Consider the following 23504-nt stretch of genomic DNA (forward strand, 5'->3'; position numbering starts at 1 on the left):
AAACATTTTTTACTAAACATTTTTTACTAAACATTTTTTACTAAGTAATAGTTGTTCTGCTAATAACACTTAATAGGTTTAATTGAATAGTTCAACCACGGCCACAGGAATTTGGTGGGCTAAAATATGCTCTTGCTTAATGGTTTTTTTATGTGCACAAATTGTAGCAAACAAAGTTTGACAATCTTCTGATAACGTTTTACTTTTCAGGTAATTAACTGATTGAATTTGATTATAAAAATCTTTTTCAATGCCGCTAATGTTGAAGGTTTCAAGCGACTTTGCTTGAACCGTCAAGATTTTATTCGCACCGCTACTTAAAGCAATTTCTAATCCTTTAGGGTCTATATCCGCAAAACATAATAGCTGATGTGAAGCTGTAAATGATCGAAAAAACGCATAGGCTTTATGGGTGCTTTGTATTGCTTTTTGATCACCGCGATACAGCCATAAAGCATTTTTTAAATGTGCTGCATTATCCAAGAAAACTAAATATTTTAAATTAGCCATTACCGCTAGGTTTTCAACCAGCACAATATATTGATGTTCTACACTGTTAATTTTAGAGGCATTAACATATAAACCCAATGAAGAAATCGAACCTACCTCTATCTCCCGACCATTGAGCTGTAGTGTTTGTAAAGCGTTAACCAACACAAAGTCATTACTGACGGAGAAGGCATTAAATTTTTCATTATTATGGCTCAGAGCGTTATCGACACGCGCACTTTTATCCGGATAGTGCTCAAAAAGCAAATCAATGTGTAACTCTCGTTGCACTAATTCAATGATAGCTGCCCTATCTTGTTCAGTATAAAACCACCACCCATCTTGAATACGCCCAAGACGATGAGTATCAACCATCCAACGGCAGCTTTGGGTTGCTTTCACGGCACCGAGATCGGCGCGAAGATGCCTTGCAAAAAAATCATATTGTATTTTATTGAAATGGGAATGACTCATTCTATTCAGCTATTCATTATCGTTATTGCGCTTAGCTCTTTGGTTCAAGCAATGTCACTAATTATTAGCTTGAGAACTTCGATTCATATGGAATTTAATTGTTTACCTTTACAACAATATCACTGTACGACCAATTATGGGAAATACCCTGTAATTGCTGACCCTTAGGGCGAATATCTATCAATGCTTGTTGTATATTAGTTAATTTGCAATAACTACTAAACACTAATTCAACCCAGGGTGTCGGGTCGATATGCTGCTGTTCGTTGTGCCATTCCGGTAACGCTTGTTGCCAATATTTTATAGCAGAAACGGGGTTACCTGTGGTAATTGCTTGCTCAAATAAACGTTCTGTTTGCTCTTCGAAATAATCGTAACTGAAACTCATTGCAACATTAGCAATCAATTCAACTTCTGATGTTTCACGTGCATTAGGCTTAACTACTGAACTCAATTTACGCAGTGATTGCACAATTTCAATTAATGCAGTTTCATGCGCTGTCTCTTTAACATTGATATACGACTTAATCGGCATAGGCGCAGCAAAACGCAATGGTTTCGGTAACGTTTTGTCTTCAAACACCTGTTCATTAATTTCAAATTCAGGGTGTTTGTGAAGATACCGTGCCATATTGCGTAATAGGCTTGCCTGTTTTTCATCGCGTCTTAATTTAAATAAACTTAAGCGCATGCTATCAATGATGTAACGTAACCTTGGAAGGGTCTGATTAAACCAATAGATGAAACCACTAATTTTACGAGCCAGTTCAACCGGGCAAGCCCAATTCATCCATTCATAACAGGTTTCAGGGTCAATCTGTTGCAACTCAGTTAATAGCTTTTGTGCATAGGTTAAAGCACGTTCGTTTTCACGAACCTTGGCGCTAATAGTAGAGACAAAACCAAACTGACTAGAAATGGCATAATGCATATTATCTAAGCTAACATTTAAGTTATCTTTTGCTTCATAAAGTAGATCATCAAGTTGATCTAAGTAATATTCTGCGTCCTCTTGTTGATCACCAATCACTGATAAACGGTAGTCGTTGACAGTATCTTCCAATACATCAATCACTTTACCCATATCAGTAAGTTGACGATAACTACTTTGTTTGCGCATTAATCGGTTTAACATGCGTTTTAGTTCAGCACTAACACGATAATCACCGGGTTCATCGTCCGGCCTTAATAAAGATTTTTTATGTAAGGCAGCTATTTTACGTGCATCACCGCCATCGCCTTGTATCGAACCGAATACATAGGCTTCAGCAAGCAATTGGTCGTTTGAACCAAGTTGACGTAATAACTCCGCAACATCTTTAGTATCGTAACCAGCCATTAAAACAATAACTCTTCTTGTTGTTGCTGTTCCGTTTCGGGTAACTCTATACGCTCGGAGTCATTCAAAAACTCAATCAACAAATAGATCAAATCAAAACGAGCCGTCGCAAAATAACGACTACTTCCAGCATTCTTACGCACAAAATACCCTAACTCTTCAAGCTTATGAAAAACAAACACTAGCTGTTCGCGGCTTTCTAACTTATTGGTTTTAAAAGGGCGTATAGCAGTTAAATGACGCAGTTGCTCACGTAACGTTTGATCATGTTCAAAGGGATCAAACAGTTCATTAATATTAATAATTGATTTAGCGTGGATCGGTAAATCAGTTTGGCTGGCAGTCAGGATAAGCTCTAAGAATTCCACTAAAGGACGAAACATACCTCTAATATCAGTAAATAAAGTAGTCAGTTCGGCACTATTATTGGTATCCACTTCGTTAAAAGTACAATAATAGGCATCGGCACTGTCTAAGTACGTTAAATCACGATCTAAATTAGACAAAAAATCTGAGACACGATCCTGATTAGATTGAGCCTGTAAAAATAGGTATTCATCGGCAAACCCTGTTTCACAAATGACCGCTCCTGTTAGTAGTTGCTGAACAGTTTGCTTAAACATTTTGTGGCTCCTTTGTGATCATATCTATATCAGTGCTTGATGCCGGCTGTTTACTCTCTGTATTAGTTTGCTCACGTTTTTCTTGTGTACTGACATTAACGCTTACGTCTGTACTTGCATTGTTATGTACTTGGCTATTGAGCTGTTCGGCTACTTTTTTACGTTGTAGCAACAATTCATCTAAACGAGAAGTTGGAATATGCGCATGAAAAATCTTATTATCTTTAATCTTATAATGACGTTGATATAAAGACAAAATATGCCTATCTGTAGAAGGTGAAGCTGATAGCATAGTGATCGCATTATCGTTAAACATGGTCAATAATAGGTCGATATTTTCTGCAGCAAGCTCACCTAATTCATCCACCGGTAAAATAATTTGTGTTTTTGCATCACTTTCACCTCGTAACATACCCAAAATACCCGCATATAAAGAAAGCATTGCTAAGTAGGATAAGCCAGTAGAACTGATTTTTTTCAATTGTCGCGCATTACGAGCATGTTTTAGTTGCCCTTTTTCTGAGATAGTAAACTCTATATCAAACAATTGGTGATGTGCTAATGCAAAACCATCGCTGGGTAGATAAGTAGATAATTTTTGCATCGCGACAATTAAGTCATCGGGAATATCACCCACCCCTTCTCGTAAATCATCACGATACTTTTCAAACAACTTTGCAAATTGTTGTAATGGGCCCCAATAATCAAGTTCTTCTTGTTTCATCACAGTATTAACATTAATGTCCGCTAATGCTTCGAAGTGAGCCAGCTTAGTTACGTTGCTTGATAACTGTTTGCCAATACTTTTGATACGGCGCGCAAAGTTTTCTATATGCTGATAAAACTCATTGATCATATTCGCATTGACTGTGACTAATTGATAAGTATTCTTTTGCTTTTGAGCGGCACTGCTTAATAAATCAGCAATTGGATGCTGGTACTTAAATAGACTACGAGCGCCTTCATAAATATCATTATCGGACACTAATTTGATCCAGTTTTCATACAATTCACTGTTGGCATTATGCTTAGCAAAGGCAGTATTAAACTGGGTAATTTGACTTTGTAGTCGTTTATCAATGGTTTTAAATTGTTTTATCCAATCGCCACAGAATGTCACGGTTAAATCGGCACTGTTATGCGGTTCAGATTCACTTAACGACGCTTCGATACCGTATTGCTCACACTCTCGTTGCGCTAACCCTAATTGTAATAACAGATCGGCATCGTCATTTAATTGTTGCGATACTTTCTTAAATTGTTTCTGTTGCTCACTGATTAAATTGTTTTTTTCAATTTTTAAATCCGCTAAGCTATTTTCTAAACCACGCTTTTGGACTTCTCGGTTTTGGTTTTTTTCAACTAATTGGTCACGATGCACATAACGTTCATTCATAAACTGCTGGTATTCACGGGCTTTACGCGCCCACACAGCACACTGTTCTAGTTTTTCAATTAACTCTACACGTTGTTTAATGCGCTTATCGACTTCACCATCAGGATCTAACTCTTCTAATGCCCGATCGCGTTGTTGCTTATAATCTTTTTGTCGTGTTTTAGCGCTATCTTTAATAGATGCTAACTGCTCTGCTAATTGCTCTAACTGGCTATCTCTATCGGATTCAATGACCATCCGTTGATCAAGCATTTGATTACTCAACTCAAAGCGTTGCTCTTGCTGCAATTCTTTAAACTCTTCAAGCTTAGTATGTTGATTCTTAATTTGTGTCGTGAGCTTTTTAATATTGTCTTCAAACGCTAATGCCGCTTGTTTTAAATAATGTTGCTTTTTAAGCTCAAGATTTTCTTGTTGTACTTTGAATTGTTGGCGTTTTAATTCTACTTTTTGTAAATTTTGTTTACGTTCGCTGATTAAAACCTGTTGATTAGCTATTTGCTTCGTCAATTCATTAAGTTGAGACTCTAGATCTGTTACCTTTTTAATCAACGTTGCAATTTTTTGCTCTGCATCACTTAATTTTTCTCTAAGTTCGTTTTCATTAAGTTGTAAATCATTGTCTTGCAGCTGATCTAAATCTATTTTCAATCCAAATAAGGTTTCTGCGCTATCCGCCTGTGGAACCCATTGAGGATTAAGATCTTTACGTGCTAACTGTTGAGCAGATAGCACTCGTCCAATATTGTTTTTCCAACCTACCGCGTTTGGCTCATTGCTTAAAAAATGTTGAAGCGAGTTAACTTCAGGTAAGAGTTGTAGCTGCAATTGCTGACGTGACTTTTTGACATCTTCAAGCTGGCGATTATGTTGTTTATGTTGCTCTAAGAGTTGAATTCGTTGTTTTTCTAGCGTATTTAACTGATCATTATCAGAGCTTAAGACCTGTAAGCAGTCACTCAAGTTATCTTTAACTTCTGACATACTGACTTGGTTTACTTCAATCTCAGCCCGTAAGCTTGCTTCAACGGTAATATTTTTCTTCGCTAACTGTTCCATTTTCAGCTGGTTTTGTAGCGTTTGCAGGTCCATATTTATTTTTAAAAATGACTCGTTAAGTTGTTCATTTAGTTTACTTAACTGACCTTGATAGTTTTCGGACACGACCGATAGTTGTAGGTTAGATTGCTCTTTAATATGTGAGGCTTGCTCATTATTACGCGCTTCATCTTGTACTTTTTGCAAGGTTAACGATTGTAACAATGACTCAAACTTAGCTTGGACTTTATTTAAATTACCTTCAAATGCTTCAATAATTTCATTTACATCATTTAATGCTTGTTGGTAACGCGGTGCATTATCGGCTTGTAATTGATAACTCGCTGCGTCATTTTCATCAAACTTTAATTTATCGTCATCTAACAAATCAATACGGCTTTGATCTGCTTCTATCTTTGCCGCTATTTGGCTTATTTCAGTTTGCAGTAGCAGGCTTTGTTCTTTTAACTGTTTATCTAGGACCGTTATTTGATCTCTAAAGCGTACTTTTTGATCACTACGTTGTTGTTGTAACTCAGTGATATTTTGCTGGTGCGCTAGCATTTCCGCATGCAAATGCTGCAGCTTAATCAATAAACTGTCTAACTGCGTAAAATCTGTTTGCCATAACGCAATTTTTTCACTTACTTTTTGAATAGAGCGGCTAGCTTGGATGTCAGCTAACCATAAACTAATATCTTGTTTATTAAGGGTGATTTGTTCTTTTTCTTGCCCCACGCTGCGCGCAATGTGATCACTAGCAATAGCCACCAGCATTTGTTTAACCGCATCAAAGTCTAGATTTTTTTCAATCGTACCGTTCACTACTTTGTCTAGATGAGGAGTCGCTAAATCACTGAATGAGAAACGATTTTGTAATTGACGAACCTCTTTAACTTTACGACCACTACGTAAGTTTTGAATTACTTGTCGGTATTTATCAACGCCTAAATAGTTAGAGCATTCAACACCTAAATTTCGATAAGCTCTTTCAACTTCAGAGACGGTCAACGGGAAATGATTTTCACCAATAAATAATCCACTTTCAAAACCACTATCAATGAATTTAAATTGCACTCCGCGCCCATCTGAACTGGCAAGTGCCATACATGTTTGACCACCAGGTCGTTGGTATTCATAAACCAACATACTGGAGTCTCTTGGCAAATAATAATCAGCAAAGTTTTTAGCTTGATCCACTTTACTAACTATTTCACTGGGTCTCATACCATAAAAAAGTGGCAGTAAACGCATCAAAGATGTTTTACCAGCACCATTGGTACCTTCAAGTTGTGTATGACCAGATAAGTCTAATTCGTTAACCTGCCCTTTCCAAAAGCTATCGATAATAATAATGCGTAATAATTGATAGGCCTGTTCTGCCATGGAAAATCCTTGTTAACTTTAATTATAAAAACGTTTGTTTATGAAGCAGTCATATTTAAATGAATAAATACAACCGAAAAAACAGTGAAACTTATCTTGCTTAATAAGGTTTGTCGACCAGTTTCAAGCAACACTTCGTATTAATCTCTGTAAATGCAGAATATGTAACCAATACGATTGTTACTAGATTAATAATCTGGTTTATTCAAGCTAATTATAAAAACACTTAAAAACATAAGTCCCCAAAAATAGACTTATTTAAAATACCAATTACTTATTAACTAACAAACAACTCGCTAGAAGATCAGCAAAAAAAGGGCTGCCCTTTTTATTTAAAAAAGCAATATTTCTATCCGGGATCCCTTCCACATCCGGATGAGCGGCAATGGCTTTCTCCATACTACTCTCACGAATGAGATGTAGTGTGGGATGTGGTGAACGATTGCTATAATTAGACGCTGCACTTTCATCATCACCAGCAAAACAATAATCAGGATGAAAATGAGCTAATTGATAAACGCCTTCATAATGGCTCATTTGTAGAAGATGGTTGGATAAATACACCAGATCTAAAAAGTGTTCGAAATCACTACAGGCTTCACTCAAAATTAATAATGTAGTTTCAGTCTCTGGATGTGTATCTAAAAATTCACATTCAACCGTTAATCTATCTAATACACCTTCAATTTCAGTACTGGCTTCTTCACAGTAACGAATACTCCCTCGCTCCACTTCTCTTTTAGCAAATGGACAAATATTATATTTAACAATGACGTTGTTAACCCAAGATTGCGTACTACTAATTACGTCCACGTGTTTCCCTTTTTACAATGTTGCACTTAACTTGAATGCTTGATTCTTAAATAGTGTCTAAGTGTAACGCTTTATGTGCGCTTTGATAACCTAAGGCAATCATCTCTTTTGCACGGTCAAATTCTAAAGTGCCGCAGGCATTTCTAGGGATCACTATATTATAATCGGCAGGATAAGCCGCCAACTTCAAACGTGCAATAGTACTTTGCATCGCATCAAAGGCTTGGTCTGCAACATCATAAGCTTTCCATGTCGGAGGTTTACTACTTGTTAACGCTAAATTATCCCCAAACTGCTTGATATAGTGACCAATTTTTTGCTGCAATGGTAAATCTTCAATACTGTCTACAACATCTATTAAGGTGTCTGGTTCGACTCTATCTAGATCAATAACGCCGCCCAGATTAACTGCAACAGTAAAATCCGTATTATCGCTAAATGTAGGGGCAATAGGCACCGGGTTTAACACACCGCCATCAATCAACTGCACACCTTTGCGCTCAACCGGCGTAAAAAATAAAGGCAATGAAATAGATGCGCGTATTGCATCAAATAAGCAGCCTGAATTAATCCACACTTCTTTCTCGTTCTTAATATCTGCGGCAACAGCTGTAAATTGGAGCGGCAGGGCTTCGATGGTTTGATCTCCTAATAACTTGAATAGCGTATCAATGATTTTATCGCCACGTAATAATCCACTAGTACTCCAAGAAAGGTCTAATAATGAAATAATATCTAATTTACTTAGCCCACAAACCCATTGTTCAAATTCATCTAATTTTCCCGCAGCAAATACACCGCCAATCAGGGCTCCGATTGAGCAACCTGATATAGACTTTATTTGATAGTTGTTTTCAACTAACCACTTAATAATACCAATATGAGCCAACCCCCTTGCACCACCGCTACCTAGCACCAGTGATATACATTTTTTTTGTTCGGGACTTATTTCAAGTACATGATTTTCAGTTACCATATTAAAATCCCTGTCGTTATGAACCTTGGCATATTAACCACCTTTTAATGTTTTGTAGCAATTCTGCATTAGGAACTTTACAAAGTGAACAACCATTTATATTATTGTTTTTATTTATCTAACACTCTACCTTTACTAACGTCAGCTATTAACATTGCTTTATTTGAACCAATGACATTTAATGATGGTCCTAGTACTTAGTTTTTGTCAGCATATAAAGTGTTCAGGCCTTATTTAACAACAACAAACAACAATTGCCTATCTTTGCTTGTCCGTAAGTACTTAGCCTGTCATACTTTTAGCTTACTATTTTTTTAATCATCAGGATAATCATGACTAGTTTCTCAACATCAATTCATCAAGTGGTCACTACTGCTTTAGCGGATTTGCATGAAGCACAATTAAAAGGGAAAATCCCTAAAAATCCACTCAGTGAAACGCATTTTCTAGCGGCATGGACAACCAATGCGATGAAGAAAAAACGTTTTGAAAGTGATGTGTTGCCGACGTTAAAAATTTGGCAACGTAAAGCTCGTAGTTTAGGAAAAAACGCGGCTTTAGTTGAAACTTTTCAGGCAATTAAAGCACACTACGAACACGTTTTTGACCAAGATTTAAAAGCAAAACCTGTTTATAAACAACAAATAATTGATTTTTGTGACAAATTAACTGGCCTACAATGGATGGTCAATACTGACCTTGAAGTGGGCGAAAAGTTAAATCGTCATAGTGCAGGACAAGCATCAATGATTATTTGCAGCCAACAATTCGAACAATATTTTGAAGATGGTTTATTAGTTAAACCTATTAGTTTATATATACGTGGTGATTTACCAGAAGCATTACAAGCCGCTTTTGAACAATCATTGTTACTTTACAAAGTGACTGATTATAAATCTAAGGTTAAATATCATGGCGAATATATTATTTACAACAATAACGAAGGTGAATTTTTACCTGAATTATTGATAGCTTAGTAATTTTAAAGTGTTTGCTTGGTATCACTGTGCAAACACTTTATCGCTTTCTGTTTAACTGCAGATTAAAAATGTGCTTTAAATACAAATATCAACATAAAAATTTATCAACATGATTAATTTAAGGCCTTCATAATCGTTATAGGTTAACTTCAAAATATCACAGACGCCATGACTCTTTTATCTTCAATCAACAAAAATAAGATCAATAATAATGACAAAAAATGCTGCCAACGATACCAATATTGATATTGATATCGAATCTCACTCTTTTACCGTGTCTGTATTGCGTCGTTTTATCTGGATCTATTTATTGATAGCAACAGCTTTGGCACTATCCTTGGCATACATCCAATTCCAATACACTCAAAACTTAGAAAAAACAATGCTTGCTCAAGAAGAAGCATTTGTGACTTCTACCACTCAAGCACTACAAAAAGAAATGCAAATTCAATTAATGGTGTTACAAATGAGCACGCGCTCTAAAGCACTCGTTGATTTTCTTGAAAATGGCACCCTTGCAAGCAAAAAAGGATTAGAGTCTCTATTTGCTAATTTAGCATCTACATTTCTTCGTTACGATCAAGTAAGACTGCTGGATATTGAAGGTAACGAACGTATTCGAATAAACTATATCAGCCCTTCACTAGAAATAGTCAAACCTGCTAACTTACAAAATAAAAAACATACGCATTATTTCCAAGAAGGTATTAAACAACCAAAAGGTAAAGTTTATGTATCTCCGATGGAGCTTAATGTAGAGCATGGTGAAATCGAAGTTCCCTATAAACCTGTTATCCGCTTTGCGACACCGGTTATCAATAAAGCAGGTGAGACAGTTGGTTTAATGGTGATGAATTATCTCGCCACTGAATTATTACAAAACTTTAGAGACCAAATGGAGCTACGTATTAACGGTCAAGGTATGTTAATAGACCCTGAAGGTTACTGGATAAGTAATCATGATAGAAGCAATGAGTGGGGAGGAAGCCTTGATACGGTCACTCAGAAATTTCAAGATCAATATCCACAGGCATGGCCTACAATTCAAAAAAATGACGATGGTATCTTTCACTCTGATCGAGGAATATTTCGCTACGTGTCGATCAATCCTTTTAGTTTAGATAGCATCGGTAAATATCAAGCAGAACAAGCAATTAACCTTTCTGTAAGTGAACAATCTAGGCAACAAAATAATTGGAAATTAATTATTTTCTTACCCTATGATGTAATGAATCAAAGTTCTTTTTTTTATAAGCCTGTAGGCCGTGTGATCCTAGCTTCATTATTCATTGGTTCCGCTGCTATTTTGTTACTGCTTTTGATCATGTCAGAACAAAAACGTAGACGCCTACGTTACGACTTATTCATCAAAAATGAATTAATTGATTTATATGAGAACGCGCCCTGTGGTTACCACAGTTTAGATAAAAATGGCTCAGTGATAAAAATGAACCAAACTGAGTTAAATTGGTTAGGTTACACACGTGATGAAGTTATTGGATCATCTTTTACTGATTTTTTAACCAAAGATAGTGTCCCTGTATTTAAACAGTTTTTGAAAAATCTACACTTTGATAAAACCATAGAAGGTGTCGTATTAGAAGTTCAATGTAAAGATGGCCATACCTTTTTCGTCTCTACGTCGGCCACTTCAATTCTAGAAAAAGGTTATTTTGCTATCGCCCGCACCTCTGCATTTGATATTACAGAACGGATTGAATTGGAAAAGCGTCTTGACCACATTGCTAATACCGATGTGCTCACAGAAATCAGTAATCGTAGGCACTTTTTCATGCAAGCGAGTCAAATTTTAGAAGCCGAAGATCATGTTTCTTTACTAATGATAGATGCCGATCATTTTAAAAGTATTAATGACAATTTCGGACATGATATCGGTGATATAGTCTTAAAGTTTATTGCCGCATCACTACAAAAAACATTACCTGAGGAGGCTATTTTGGCTCGAATAGGCGGCGAAGAGTTTGCCATGCTGACGACAGGGATAGATAAAAAAGACGCTTTCGAAGTAGCAAATAATATTTGCGAGCTATTAGCGAATAGCAAGATAAAAATAGATGATCAACTAACGATTGAAGTAACGTTATCAATCGGGATTACTCAACGTATTAACGCTAACGAAGATTTAAATGATCTACTTAAACGCGCTGACGTTGCACTGTATTTCGCAAAAACAACAGGACGAAATAAAGCAGTCCAATCCACAGAAGAAACTGAAGCCTAATACTTAGGTCTAAAAAGAGATCTTAAACTGAAGTTATTAATGTAACTTCAGTTATACACCCTCAAAAATCTACCTTCATAAACCTTTCTTCAGTCAATAACTTAGATTCGTATAATAAGTCATCAGTCTAAGCTAAATTGCACTTTTATTTGTTGCATTAAATAGGTTTCTCTTTGAATTGATAAACCCTGCTTTTTGTCGTTTAGCATGGTGTTAATATTATGTTGAATAGCATCGTCGATGTTAACCCAACACACTTGCATCCCATTATTAACTTCATAGTCTTCCAGTTTATTGGCACCAAGTTGTTCTCCTATTTCGCAGCTGTAGCAATACGAGAGCATATGCATGATAGAACATTCGGGGTTATGTTTATCACTCTTATGTGGCCGATACTCTTCATATAACCCAAAAGCTTGAACACTCCTTATTGCAACGGCACCGGTTTCTTCTGCCAGTTCCCTTTTAAAGCCAGTCAATAAATCTTCGCCTTCATCGACACCTCCACCAGGCAAGGAGTAGTCGTTATAGCGCTTAGTAAACATTAACAAAATTTTGTTGTCTTTTATCACTATCGCTCTTGTTGCGATACGAGTAAAACTTTGATGATGACAGACGGACAAGTTATCAATTTGTATCGAAGGATGAACCACTCGTTGCAGTAAACGCATTACACTCTCTAAATATATTTAAATTCAATGGCGCCTATTTTAATGAGTAATGTTTAATTAAACAAAAAATGAACGACCTAAAACAATATAATGATTAATTATTTATATCATTCGCTTAAAAAATATACCTAACTACACGAGTGCCCTTAAAATATCGATAGGACATCTAACATAGAGCGTCATCACAGCTCAATAATCAAGCCTAAAGCAGGTGATGATGCATTTTTTGACCGAATAATTCGTATTTAACCCTCATGTGTATCATAATCATACGATTATTTTATATTAAAATTTAGGCAGTGGAGGAAATATATGGACATTAACGGCAGTATTAACCTACATAGTCAACCAATCACCATCTTAAGAAATGCGCCTGAAACCTCTGATCTTAAATACCTAGCAGTAGAGACTCAAAAACAAACACAAAGTGTTGATGAAGTAACAACACAGCAACCAATATTACAGGCGCAAGCGCCCAGTGAGGATTTGATCAGTTCAAGAGTTTCTGAATATCAATCGCTTACAGCGAATAATCAACTGCAAGATGATAAATCGATAGGCAGTTTATTAGACATAAAAATTTAAATTCATATTTACAGCAGGAAATTTGTGCAGTAATAAAGTTTAGTGATAAATCGGCATATAAATAGGAATAGCAAATTTATGGATATATCAACAGCTCTCCCACTTCCTATCAGTATTACAACAAACTCAAAAATAGCAGATACTGTCGTTTCCTCTGCCAATATTTCATCAGAGACAGTGAACGCTCAAGTAATAAACTCTAAATCAGTGCCAATACAGCCAAACTTACAAGGGCTCTCCCCCTCAATATCAACAATTCAAACGCCGACTTACCAAAGACCAACTATTGATGGCAGTATTAAAAATGCTAATCAAATCGCAACACCTCAAGAAAACAAAGGATCATCACAGTCTGATTCAGAAATAATTGCAGAAACAGAGCGAGTTGAAGATAGCAAACAAAAAACTAATAAAGAAGTCTCCGAGATCGATTCAACTAGCTATTCAAATAGTCATTCAAGTAACGACCAAAGTCAGACATATAGCGAAGCTGAGTTAGCCGTAATAAGCTCTTTAAAGACAAGTCATGATGAAGTAAATACCCATGAACAAGCGCATGCTGCTGCAGGAGGCCAGTATGCTGGCTCACCAAATTATAGCTATCAAACGGGGCCTGATGGCGTAAAGTATGCAGTGTCAGGTGAAGTTTCTATTGATACATCGCCTATTGAAGGCGATCCTGACGCAACATTAAAAAAAGCGCAACAAGTTAAAGCAGCAGCTCTTGCGCCTGCACAACCCTCATCTCAAGATATAAAAGTGGCGGCTGAAGCAGATCAAATGGCGACCCAAGCACGCAGTGATATCTTAGCAGAAAACCGCCCTGATGCCTCTAGTGATACCACTCATGAGCATTCGTCAACGGGCTCTGCAAGCGATTCTTCAGCTGATAACACAGATACACAACAAAACCTGAGCAATTCTCAGAATATAGAAGCGACAGTTTCCAGTAATCAAAGAAAAAATAATAATGAGCTTGAAGATAAAAGCCAGGAAATAGCAACAAATAATAATATGATTGCGCGGCGTTTACAGATTAATAATGTATATCAAAGTAGCAGCATTAGTTCTAAGCCCTATGCCAGCTTCAATGTCCAAGTATAAAGACGTAACAGATTTTAAATTTCACTATACAATTCCAGTCTACATTTAGAAAAGCATTATAGAAAACAGTTATAGAAAAGAACACTTCATTTTGTATTACAAATCAAACTTAGATTTGTGTACATCCTCACAAATATTGTACTAAAAATTCGTATCTATTTTAAGTGTTTAATCATTATTGGAAATAAATGGCTCTCTCGTTATGCTTTCAACTACGTGCAGTTTAATAAAAAAACAGTACAAGCCACCAAACTAACCCTTTAAAAACAAAGCCATTTTTAAATGTCATTTATGCTCTTTATTAAATAATTACATTGCTGTCCATCTAATTCTTATTAAAGATTTACTCGTAATTTTTATAAAACAATATAAATGTGCGCTTCATTTTTTAAATACAGAGATAAGTGTTGATAGTGACTATTTACAAAAAATCAATTTGTATTACAATAAAATAATTGATGCGTAGGTATTTTGAGTATAAATTAACTATCAATCAACTTTAATCTACATTTTATCAATGAATAATGCTTCACATTTATTGCAGCATAAACTTAACAAGTAGTGAGAAAATAATATGTCTAAAAAAATTGCTTTAATCACTGGTGCAACTGGTGGTATTGGTTTCCAAGTAGCTAAACGTCTTGGTCAAGATGGTTACACTGTCGTGCTAAATGGTATTGAAGATGAAGTTGGTGCAGCACGTGTTGCAGAACTTAAAGCTGAAGGTATCGAAGCTGAATACTACGGCTTTGATGTCACTAATGATATCGCTGTTACTGAAAATGTTAATGCGATTGGAAACAAATACGGTCAAATTGATGTTGTAGTTAATAATGCAGGTGGCCTTGGTGGTCGAAGTTCTATCGAAGAAATGACGACTGAATTCTTTCGTTTTGTAATGGCATTAAACTTGGATAGTGCTTTCTTTGTCTCTCGTGCTGCCATCCCATTTATGAAAAAAACCGAAGGTGGCTCAATTATTAACTACACTTCAAATGCTGCTTGGAATGCAGGCGGACCTGGTGCTGGCATTTATGGCACATCAAAAGCTGCTGTTCACACCTTAACTCGTGCCCTGGCTAAAGAATTAGCACCAGCGGGTATTCGTGTTAATGCAGTTTCTCCAGGAACCATCGATACACCATTCCATCAACAAATTAAAGATACAAAACCCGAAGTATTTGCATCATGGAAAGATAACATTATGTTAGGTCGTCTAGGGCAACCTGAAGATGTATCTGGCGTGATCTCATTCTTAGTCAGTAAAGATGCAGCGTTTATCACCGCTGAAACAATCCAAATTGGTGGGGGTCAAGCTCTAGGAATTTAGCCTTAATTTAATAACATTATTTAAAGCATTAAAAACCTCATATCCCCTTCAAAGGGCCCAGAGGTTTTTAATGTTAATGCTGACAACGCTAGGCATAACAATTTCTGAATGCCGCTTAGCACATTAGTCTAAAAACCTGCTCTGTTATGCCAGGAAATGATGACTAACATTTAACGAAACAAGTATCAGTTATTTAGGTACACAAGCTAAATTAGATGCTGCAGGTAATGTAAGAGAAAATTTTCTTTGGCGAGAATAAGCAATCCCAAATAACCCCACCGCTAACAAAATAATAGATACAGGTTCTGCAACACTTGTAGGTACAACAGCTTCACCCGTACTCACAAAGTTTCCACTAATATTTAGCGCATAATCCGTTACATTATTAGCACTATACCAATTATTGCGATAACCAAATTTGTTATTTTGAGAAGCGGTAATAGCAACGGAGTAATCACCCGCAGCAAGATTAACAGTTATAAAACTATCAAGACCGTATCCACTATCATCATCGTATTTAATAAGGTCCGCCCAACTTAAATCCCCATCGTCTTTAAACAAATATAAAATACTATCGAATTGGTTATATTTGTTGTATTTGCTATTCCACCAATAATAATTATTATTTTTTTCTGCTGCAGATATAGTTACCTTTCCCGTATCGAAGGTAGAAAAATCATACCAATCTGCTTCACCATATTTTAAAGTACCAGTCTCGGTTATCAGCCCTGCATATGTAATATTAGGCAGCAGTAAAAAAAATAGAATACCGATTATTGATTTTTTCATTGCATTTTCCTTCATAAAATTAACTGTTATACCAATCTGGGTAATAAATTGTCTATTGAGGCGTTAGGGAAAATGGATGATAGCAAGACGTTGATTGCAGTAACTAGTTATTGTTATTGCAAAATCAACAAGGAAGCTAGGATTCATTTTAACAAGAATAAGTAACTAGATGATTACTTAGATTGGTATTATATTCAATTATTGTAAACTAATTTTTTGATAAGATAAAATAAATACTCAATAATGGCTACTTCCTAATAATAAAAAAAGAGAAACAATAAGTTATCGATTTGAAGTAATGAAGTAATAAAGTAATAAAGTAATAAAGTAATAAATTGTGTTTTTATACCATATTTGTATTAGTTGACCAGGAGAGTTTGCAGTTGCGACATTCCTTTTTTTCACATTGCACACTATTGCGTCCATTATTTTTAACGCGGTAAAGTGCTTGATCTGCTCGATGAAATAAGTCTTCAACCGTATCTGTATTATGATACTCACTAACACCAAAACTACAGGTTATATAGACTCCTTTTGATAATTCTGTCTGGCTAATTAATTGACGAAGTCTTTCGCTGAAATTTAATGCTGCTTCAATGGCTATACACGGTAATATTAAAACAAACTCTTCACCGCCCCATCGTGCAAAAATATCTACATCTCTGATATTATTAACCACTGCTGAAACCATATTTTGTAACACTTGATCTCCAATTTTGTGGCCAAATGAATCATTAATGAGTTTAAAATGGTCAATATCGAGAATGACCAAGCTTAATGCGTGTTCGTATCTGTTAGCGCGGGAGATTTCGCTGTTTAATGCTTCCTCGAATTTTTTACGGTTTGCAATGTTGGTTAAAGAATCAGTATTAGCTAAGCGCTCTATTTCAAGGATCTTTTCTTCAAGTAGTTTGTTTTTTGCTTCTAATTGCTCTGTTTTGATTGAGATTAATTTCTCGAGAGTGACATTACCTAAAGCTAACTGTTGGTTTTGTTCAAATAGTGAAAGTTGTGCTATTTTTTGTTGATGAATATCTTGATGAGCCCCAATAATTCTGGCAACAGAACCATCGGGGTTGTATTCAACTACTTTAGATCTATCGGTGATCCATAGGTAACTACCGTCAGATTTTCGGCAGCGATAATCTATACAATATGAATCAGTTTTCCGAGTAATTATTTTTTCAAAGCTCTGCATCACTTTATCATAATCCTCTTTGTGGATTACATTTTCCCAAGTATATACATTTTGTTGAAATGTCCCGACGTCATAACCTAGCATCTTAAACCAAGCAGTACTTCTAACTACCCTTCCCGTTTTACCATCCCAATCCCAAGAACCTTCTGCAATAATATCTAAAATACAATTCAAGGTTTTATCTGCATCAGCAATTGTTTTGTGCTGATAAGTTATATGAGATGAGCTTAGATCAATTGATTTTGTATCTAAAGGATCAGGTGGTGATGAATGAGAATATGCATGAGGATGACGACTTGGATTACTTTTACTCATAGGGAATACTTTATCATTAATATTTAATTATTAGGTTTAACGCATCAACAGAAAAATGCTAATTGGCTAAACTAATGTAAGCCTTGCATCGAATATAAAAAAGCGTTCAAAATAAGGAAGCTATAGAATCAATCAAATTTTACATCAATTATATCAATCGACACATACTATCTATGCAAAAAATGAATTATGACCTCATGCTCGATTATATATTTTTATATAATCGATTTTGTAAGCTCAAGTAATCTTTTAAGGCCAGGCTTTCCAGTTTTAGTTCCCTTCTATTACTTTTATTCATTTTTTTATAATGGTTAATCAATTTACTTAAATAAGCTTCATGACTAGCTTCTGACTTCCAAAGCTTATTACCCGTTACTGATAGCGGCTCACCTTGCAGTTGATTAATCAACATAAGTTCGTAGCCTCGATTATTTTCAATAATCAATTGTTCTTGTTTCAAATTAAAGCCTAGCTCAATTAGCGTCAGTCGAAGCTTGTAGGTGTGTTGTACAGGGCACAAAAGAAAATCTATATTTTCTCCTGAATAGCGTTGCATTAATCGAGTTATTATATCAATCATCAATTCCCCACCGACGCCACTGATAATGACTAAATTTGCAGGCAAAATTTTATCAGATGGGATATCGCGATTATCCATTTCATCATACTCATCGTTTAAGTCTGAACGCTTTTCGCTTTGTAACACGTATGATTCAAGCTTCCTTATGGGCTCCAATTTTAACTCTGCAACATCCTGACACAAGGCTTGCCATTGGCTTCCCGCGGGAAGGTGATGAGCATATTTAGCTAATTTTTGTGATAATGACTCAATCAGCTCAGGTACAACATCTACAAAATTAACCTGTTTGGTTAATCCATTTGCTAAGATTTTAAAGCCTAATAATCCATGATCACAGCAACAATCCCAAACAACCTGATAAGGTTGATTGGCCATTTTTGACAAGGCTAATAAACGTTTGTTTAATTTCATTTTAAAAATCTTTATCAGCTAGGTTGTTTAATGTTTTTCATGGTCAATGCAATCCGTTTACGGTCTTGATCAACACTCACCACTTCCACATTAACTATTTGCCCAACTTTAACGACTTTATGAGGATCATCAACAAAACAGTCAGACAACATGGATATATGCACCAATCCATCTTGATGCACCCCGACGTCTATGAAAGCGCCAAAGTTTGCTACATTCGTCACCACACCTTGTAACGACATATCCACTTCTAAATCACTGATTTTTCCAATACTTTGATCAAATTCTGCAACTTTAAATTGTTCCCTTGGATCACGGCGTGACAGAGTCAACACGGCTAAAATTTCTTGATAAGCCGGCATATTTGATTGTTGATGGCTATTTGGGAGCTGATTTATTGCCGAAAGTGACAATGCTTCTGCACCATTATTAAGTACAACGTCTTGAATTGTTTTATTATTAAGCGCAATTAATTGTTTTGCTAATGGGTACTGTTCAGGGTGAAGTATGGTTTCATCTAAGCATTCATCCCCTCCATTAACAGTCAAGAATCCTGCTGCTTGTTGAAACGCTTTAGTCCCTAAACGTGGCACTTTAGTTAATGCCTGACGTGATTTGAAACGGCCATGTTGCTGTCTATATTCAACAATATTTTGTGCTAGCCCTGCATTTAAACCCGCTACGTGTGTCAGTACATTCGGAGAGGCAGTGTTTAAATCGACCCCTACTTTATTTACACAATCTTCGACCACCGCTTGTAAACGCTTTGCTAATAAAGTTTGTTGAACATCATGTTGATAAAGGCCAACACCGATTGCCTTAGCTTCAATTTTGACTAGCTCTGATAAAGGATCTTGTAAGCGACGAGCAATAGATACTGCTCCCCTTAAGGTAACATCCAGTTCAGGAAACTCGTCTGCAGCTAATGCCGAAGCAGAATAAACCGATGCACCAGCTTCACTGACTGATATAGCTTGAATATCACTGTTCAAAGTCGTTAATATTTGTGCTATAAATTGCTCGCTTTCACGTGAAGCGGTACCGTTTCCGATAGCAATTAGTTCGACATTATGTTGCTTAATCATCAGTTCAACAACATGTTTCGCTTGCTTTGTTTGCAATTGAGGTTGATGTGGATAAATAGTATTAGTTGCAATTAATTGACCGGTTTTACCTACAACAGCTATTTTACAACCACTTCTAAAGCCTGGATCTAACCCCAATGTCACCTTTTCACCTGCCGGTGATGCCATTAATAATGCACTTAAATTACTAGCGAATTGTTCAATCGCGTCATGGTCAGCTTGTTCTTTTAATTGAACAAAAATTTGCTTTTCTAAACTCACTGATAACTTTGTTCGCCATGCCTGGTCAATGACTTGTCGGGTCCATGAGTCATGGTCATCTTTAGCAAGGTATATATTGAGATGTTTGGCTATTAAGGTTTGGCAATAACTATAAGCTTTTTTATCTTTTTGAAATGGATCTGCATTGATTTTAAGACGAAGATAACCTTCTGCTTTACCGCGTAACATCGCGAGTACACGATGTGCTGGTAGTCTATTTAAACGTGAATTAAAGTCAAAATAGTCTTTAAACTTAATTGCTTCATCACGTTTAGATTTTACCACCACTGAAGACACTTCGCCTTGTTCAAATAAATGCAGTTTTAATAAATTTGTTAATGCAATATCTTGAGCTAATTTATCAACTGCAATCGCTAATGCACCTTCTAATACTTGTGCACTAGTGGTAAAGCCTTTTGCACTATTAATATAACGTTGTGCGGCCTTAGTTAATGGTTGCTTAGGTGAAGTCCAAAGTTGATCGGCTAACGCATTTAATCCTGCTTCTTCGGCTAATTTTGCTTTGGTGATACGGGTAGTCTTAAAGGGCGCATAACAATGTTCAAGACTGACTTTATCTTGTATTGCTTGAATTTCATTTTTTAGTTTACTGGTTAATTTACCTGCTTTATCAATTGCTTTTAAAATGCTTTGTTTACGCAAAGCTAATTCTCTAAAATAAATTAGCTTTGTCTCTAATAAGCGTAATTGATTATCATCTAAGGATTGTGTTAGGTGTTTTCGATAACGAGCAATGAATGGCACTGTATTACCATCATCTAATAAATGAATGGCAGCTTCTACTTGAGAGGGTAAAATCTGACATTCTTTTGCTAATTGCTCTTTGAGTTCAGAGAGTTGAGTAACAGAATTGGGCATATTAACGATCTTATAATCAAATAAATAGCGGCTATTTTTAGCATACTTGCATGATGTTTTCGACTTACTTTTATTTTACTTTCTATGAAAAAGGATTTTCTCTACCACGGTTAGCACATTTTCCATGTGAATTTTAAAACAATAAAAGCCTTAAAATTACATTATTTTAAGGCTTTTATTGTGGGCTAATAAGGGGTGCTAAGCAATTGAAGGTTTAATATTCCAGTTCGCATAGCTATCTACATTTTTCACTTTAAGGTCAGTTGACGTACTCAGGTCAATCAACTCTGTTTGCACGTGTTGTTTTGTCTTAGTATTAAAGAAAATCTCTACAATTGGTTTTAACATATTATCTTTTATTTCAATCACGGTTGCTAAATAATCATTGTTTAATAACACAATCGATCCCGCGGGATAGATACCTACCGACTGTATAAATTGTTGTACTAATTGCGGATTAAAATGACTGCCTGATCCTTTTAATAAAAATTGAATCGCTTCAGAAGGCTTTTTGCCTTTGTGGTAACAACGGTCTGCGGTTAGTGCATCGTAAACATCAACAATCGCCGACATTTGACCTGCCAAGCTTATTTGGTCTTTATCTAGACCAAGTGGATAACCGTTACCATCGTATTTTTCATGGTGCATCGCCGCAACATCCATTGATATTTGTGACAAACCTTCGGTTTTTTCAAGAATGATACGGCTATGTACTACGTGCTCTTTCATGATCACAAATTCTTCAGGCGTTAATTTTCCTGGTTTATTTAGTATATGATCTGGCGTGATCGTTTTACCGATATCATGTAATAACCCACCTACTCCTACTGCACAAATAAACTCATCAGATTTGCCCATGCCTTTTGCGAAAGACATCATAAGCACAGAAAAACTGACCGAATGTTCAAAAGTATAATAATCCATATTGCGAATATGAGTCAGTCCAAGCAAGGCATTTTCGTTACGTAAAACCGATTCGCTTAGTTTTCTAATGACGGGTTCAACTTGTTCTAATTCAACACATTGCCCCATTTTTGCACTATTCATCACACCACTAATAAACTGTCTTGCATCTTCGAAGGCAACTTTAGCAGATTCCAATTCTTCTTTAGCACTTTTAGTTTGTTGTTTTACCGAGGCTTCGGCTTTTGATTGTACGGTTTTATCAAGTGAAACGCCTGACCCTTTAGTCGTATCAATTTCAACCCATTTTATGCCCGCATCACGTATTTTTGAAATATCATTTTTAGATTTAAGTAAGAACTTAGTCGAGGTAAAGGGATTGTTTAACCAACCAACCACAAGGTGATTAATATACATACCAACTTGTAGTTGGTCTGTAGCTATTTTTTTTATCATTGTAATCCTTAACGACCAAAATATTGGTTAATAATAGCTTCTAGGTTATCTTCAAGCTGCTCTTCAAAATGCGTATAACTTTCACCAAATAGAGATAAATATTTTGTAGCCTGCTCTTGAGTCATTGTTTTATTGCCGAGTTGAAACTTCATTTCACTTAATGTTTTGTCAAATCTAGGTACAATAAACCAATTTAAATAATGCGATGCACTAGCTTGTAATTGCGTTTGAGCAAATTCACAGAACTCATTAACATATTCTTTTCCTTCTGGTCCTAGCGATCCAGGTTCCATTCTAAAAATGACCGTCATTTTTTTTTCTGGAGTAAGATTATTAAGCAATGACATTATCGACCTTTCATTAGTAGTGTTACAAAAATAAATCATATAAAAAAATTAATGATTTAAGAGTATAAAATTAGCATAACTTTTAGATTTTTGTGGCCCTTAACAAATTAAATTTTGTTTCAGATCAATTATTGAGAAAATAATAATTTTAAGAGTTAATAGTCTTTATTCGCATAAACTACACTAGTTTTATTGAGTACAGAGTAGATACAAATGGTTAAGTTAAATGATTGAATGCTGTTTAAATTTATTTGCTAGTTGTAATAATGCCTTTTCACTAATTATTTCAACATTGTCTGCACTGATTATATTACCTTTGTTAATGAGCACAGTGCGAGGAAAACCATGTCCTCCAAATTGCTCAATTAACCCACCTATTTCAGGGCTGATATATTCCCCTTTAGTTTCTTGAGCAATCAACTCAAATACCGACAAATTATATTCTGCAACAGCAGCAACAAATGACTCAAGATTAAGACGTTGATCTGTGCAATCAGAGCACCAAGTGGCAACTACATTTAAAATGAATGAATTTTTATTTAATATTTTTTGTTCAAATTCACGAACGCTGAGGGTTGCGAGTTGGAGAGACATTTTGTATTTCCTATTTTATTGTTGTTTTTTATGCGGTTTTAAGTATTGAATAGAAGTAATAATTACTTGTGAGTGTGCATTCATTAACAAAAACAGTTGAATGCGAGAACAGTGCTTTGATCAGTAAAGTAATTTACGGATCACACTGAATAAATAAGGATCACAGCGAGACATTCAATAGTAAAAATAGCATGCTGAAATAACCAAACTAATAACAAGTAAATAATATTCACTCATTCT

General features: G+C 35.7%; 19 protein-coding genes. 5 read left to right on the forward strand and 14 right to left on the reverse strand.

The features are described 5' to 3' along the window. Nucleotides 1-78: 78 nt before the first annotated feature. The 6 genes from H5084_RS05745 to H5084_RS05770 all read right to left on the reverse strand — a co-directional run bounded on the left by H5084_RS05745 (nt 79) and on the right by H5084_RS05770 (nt 8534). On the reverse strand, nt 79-963 hold the full coding sequence (locus H5084_RS05745; protein ID WP_182689845.1) for a hypothetical protein: 885 nt from the start codon (nt 961-963) through the stop codon (nt 79-81). A 94-nt stretch (nt 964-1057) separates the two neighbouring features. Next, complete coding sequence (locus H5084_RS05750; protein WP_182689846.1) at nt 1058-2302, reverse strand: hypothetical protein; 1245 nt, start codon at nt 2300-2302, stop codon at nt 1058-1060. Then, on the reverse strand, nt 2302-2925 hold the full coding sequence (locus H5084_RS05755) for a hypothetical protein (protein ID WP_028867221.1): 624 nt from the start codon (nt 2923-2925) through the stop codon (nt 2302-2304). Before H5084_RS05755 ends, H5084_RS05750 begins: the two co-directional genes overlap by 1 nt. Further along, a complete protein-coding gene (locus H5084_RS05760; protein ID WP_182689847.1) occupies nt 2918-6745 on the reverse strand; it encodes an ATP-binding protein in 3828 nt (1275 codons plus the stop codon). Before H5084_RS05760 ends, H5084_RS05755 begins: the two co-directional genes overlap by 8 nt. 270 nt (nt 6746-7015) lie before the next feature. Next, entirely contained in the window at nt 7016-7558 is a 543-nt protein-coding gene (locus H5084_RS05765) for a DUF1415 domain-containing protein (protein ID WP_028867219.1), read from the reverse strand. A gap of 46 nt (nt 7559-7604) precedes the next feature. Further along, complete coding sequence (locus H5084_RS05770) at nt 7605-8534, reverse strand: patatin-like phospholipase family protein (protein ID WP_182689848.1); 930 nt, start codon at nt 8532-8534, stop codon at nt 7605-7607. 332 nt (nt 8535-8866) lie between these two features. On the opposite strand from H5084_RS05770, the gene H5084_RS05775 reads away from it, so the two are divergent. Together H5084_RS05775 and H5084_RS05780 are read left to right on the forward strand one after the other, a co-directional pair. Next, nucleotides 8867-9511, forward strand: coding sequence for a DUF2913 family protein (locus tag H5084_RS05775; RefSeq protein ID WP_182689849.1), 645 nt, complete (start codon nt 8867-8869; stop codon nt 9509-9511). Between the two features lie 214 nt (nt 9512-9725). Beyond that, a complete protein-coding gene (locus H5084_RS05780; protein ID WP_182689850.1) occupies nt 9726-11756 on the forward strand; it encodes a diguanylate cyclase in 2031 nt (676 codons plus the stop codon). 122 nt (nt 11757-11878) lie between these two features. Here the strand turns inward: H5084_RS05780 and H5084_RS05785 are convergent, their stop codons facing one another. Next, nucleotides 11879-12427 (reverse strand): NUDIX hydrolase, encoded by a 549-nt coding sequence (locus H5084_RS05785; protein ID WP_182689851.1) that lies wholly within the window; start codon nt 12425-12427, stop codon nt 11879-11881. 312 nt (nt 12428-12739) lie between these two features. Here H5084_RS05785 and H5084_RS05790 point away from each other — a divergent pair, with 312 nt between their 5' ends. From H5084_RS05790 to H5084_RS05800, 3 genes are all read left to right on the forward strand, one after another. Continuing rightward, complete coding sequence (locus tag H5084_RS05790) at nt 12740-13012, forward strand: hypothetical protein (protein WP_182689852.1); 273 nt, start codon at nt 12740-12742, stop codon at nt 13010-13012. Between the two features lie 78 nt (nt 13013-13090). Beyond that, nucleotides 13091-14116 carry a putative metalloprotease CJM1_0395 family protein gene (locus H5084_RS05795; protein WP_182689853.1) on the forward strand — a complete coding sequence of 342 codons (1026 nt, stop codon included), beginning with the start codon at nt 13091-13093 and terminating at the stop codon, nt 14114-14116. A 574-nt stretch (nt 14117-14690) separates the two neighbouring features. After that, nucleotides 14691-15446 (forward strand): SDR family NAD(P)-dependent oxidoreductase, encoded by a 756-nt coding sequence (locus H5084_RS05800; protein ID WP_182689854.1) that lies wholly within the window; start codon nt 14691-14693, stop codon nt 15444-15446. Between the two features lie 189 nt (nt 15447-15635). Here the strand turns inward: H5084_RS05800 and H5084_RS05805 are convergent, their stop codons facing one another. The 7 genes from H5084_RS05805 to H5084_RS05835 all read right to left on the reverse strand — a co-directional run bounded on the left by H5084_RS05805 (nt 15636) and on the right by H5084_RS05835 (nt 23264). Beyond that, nucleotides 15636-16235, reverse strand: a complete 600-nt coding sequence (locus H5084_RS05805; RefSeq protein WP_028867211.1) for a DVUA0089 family protein — start codon at nt 16233-16235, stop codon at nt 15636-15638. A gap of 343 nt (nt 16236-16578) precedes the next feature. Beyond that, nucleotides 16579-17748: a sensor domain-containing diguanylate cyclase gene (locus H5084_RS05810; protein ID WP_182689855.1), complete on the reverse strand. Its 1170-nt coding sequence runs from the start codon at nt 17746-17748 to the stop codon at nt 16579-16581. A 205-nt stretch (nt 17749-17953) separates the two neighbouring features. Next, complete coding sequence (locus tag H5084_RS05815; protein ID WP_182689856.1) at nt 17954-18739, reverse strand: tRNA (adenine(22)-N(1))-methyltransferase TrmK; 786 nt, start codon at nt 18737-18739, stop codon at nt 17954-17956. 14 nt (nt 18740-18753) lie between these two features. After that, nucleotides 18754-20964, reverse strand: coding sequence for a Tex family protein (locus H5084_RS05820; RefSeq protein ID WP_182689857.1), 2211 nt, complete (start codon nt 20962-20964; stop codon nt 18754-18756). 198 nt (nt 20965-21162) lie between these two features. Then, the gene (locus tag H5084_RS05825) at nt 21163-22323 is read right to left on the reverse strand and encodes an HD-GYP domain-containing protein (RefSeq protein ID WP_182689858.1); all 1161 of its coding nucleotides are present in this window, start codon (nt 22321-22323) and stop codon (nt 21163-21165) included. An 8-nt stretch (nt 22324-22331) separates the two neighbouring features. Next, a complete protein-coding gene (locus tag H5084_RS05830; protein WP_028867207.1) occupies nt 22332-22670 on the reverse strand; it encodes a hypothetical protein in 339 nt (112 codons plus the stop codon). A 222-nt stretch (nt 22671-22892) separates the two neighbouring features. Next, a complete protein-coding gene (locus H5084_RS05835) occupies nt 22893-23264 on the reverse strand; it encodes a periplasmic thioredoxin of cytochrome c-type biogenesis (protein ID WP_182689859.1) in 372 nt (123 codons plus the stop codon). Nucleotides 23265-23504: the final 240 nt, after the last annotated feature.

It is taken from the genome of Psychromonas sp. SR45-3 (assembly GCF_014163575.1).
Classification (GTDB): domain Bacteria; phylum Pseudomonadota; class Gammaproteobacteria; order Enterobacterales; family Psychromonadaceae; genus Psychromonas; species Psychromonas arctica.

What these genes read in the sequence shown, in the direction of transcription:
- H5084_RS05815 (WP_182689856.1), bottom strand. Translation starts at nt 18,739, where the DNA reads ATGAAATTAAACAAACGTTTATTAGCCTTGTCAAAAATGGCCAATCAA.
- H5084_RS05830 (WP_028867207.1), bottom strand. Translation starts at nt 22,670, where the DNA reads ATGTCATTGCTTAATAATCTTACTCCAGAAAAAAAAATGACGGTCATT.
- H5084_RS05790 (WP_182689852.1), top strand. Translation starts at nt 12,740, where the DNA reads ATGGACATTAACGGCAGTATTAACCTACATAGTCAACCAATCACCATC.
- H5084_RS05755 (WP_028867221.1), bottom strand. Translation starts at nt 2,925, where the DNA reads ATGTTTAAGCAAACTGTTCAGCAACTACTAACAGGAGCGGTCATTTGT.
- H5084_RS05770 (WP_182689848.1), bottom strand. Translation starts at nt 8,534, where the DNA reads ATGGTAACTGAAAATCATGTACTTGAAATAAGTCCCGAACAAAAAAAA.
- H5084_RS05835 (WP_182689859.1), bottom strand. Translation starts at nt 23,264, where the DNA reads ATGTCTCTCCAACTCGCAACCCTCAGCGTTCGTGAATTTGAACAAAAA.
- H5084_RS05785 (WP_182689851.1), bottom strand. Translation starts at nt 12,427, where the DNA reads ATGCGTTTACTGCAACGAGTGGTTCATCCTTCGATACAAATTGATAAC.
- H5084_RS05825 (WP_182689858.1), bottom strand. Translation starts at nt 22,323, where the DNA reads ATGATAAAAAAAATAGCTACAGACCAACTACAAGTTGGTATGTATATT.
- H5084_RS05820 (WP_182689857.1), bottom strand. Translation starts at nt 20,964, where the DNA reads ATGCCCAATTCTGTTACTCAACTCTCTGAACTCAAAGAGCAATTAGCA.
- H5084_RS05800 (WP_182689854.1), top strand. Translation starts at nt 14,691, where the DNA reads ATGTCTAAAAAAATTGCTTTAATCACTGGTGCAACTGGTGGTATTGGT.
- H5084_RS05810 (WP_182689855.1), bottom strand. Translation starts at nt 17,748, where the DNA reads ATGAGTAAAAGTAATCCAAGTCGTCATCCTCATGCATATTCTCATTCA.
- H5084_RS05750 (WP_182689846.1), bottom strand. Translation starts at nt 2,302, where the DNA reads ATGGCTGGTTACGATACTAAAGATGTTGCGGAGTTATTACGTCAACTT.
- H5084_RS05805 (WP_028867211.1), bottom strand. Translation starts at nt 16,235, where the DNA reads ATGAAAAAATCAATAATCGGTATTCTATTTTTTTTACTGCTGCCTAAT.
- H5084_RS05795 (WP_182689853.1), top strand. Translation starts at nt 13,091, where the DNA reads ATGGATATATCAACAGCTCTCCCACTTCCTATCAGTATTACAACAAAC.
- H5084_RS05780 (WP_182689850.1), top strand. Translation starts at nt 9,726, where the DNA reads ATGACAAAAAATGCTGCCAACGATACCAATATTGATATTGATATCGAA.
- H5084_RS05760 (WP_182689847.1), bottom strand. Translation starts at nt 6,745, where the DNA reads ATGGCAGAACAGGCCTATCAATTATTACGCATTATTATTATCGATAGC.
- H5084_RS05745 (WP_182689845.1), bottom strand. Translation starts at nt 963, where the DNA reads ATGAGTCATTCCCATTTCAATAAAATACAATATGATTTTTTTGCAAGG.
- H5084_RS05775 (WP_182689849.1), top strand. Translation starts at nt 8,867, where the DNA reads ATGACTAGTTTCTCAACATCAATTCATCAAGTGGTCACTACTGCTTTA.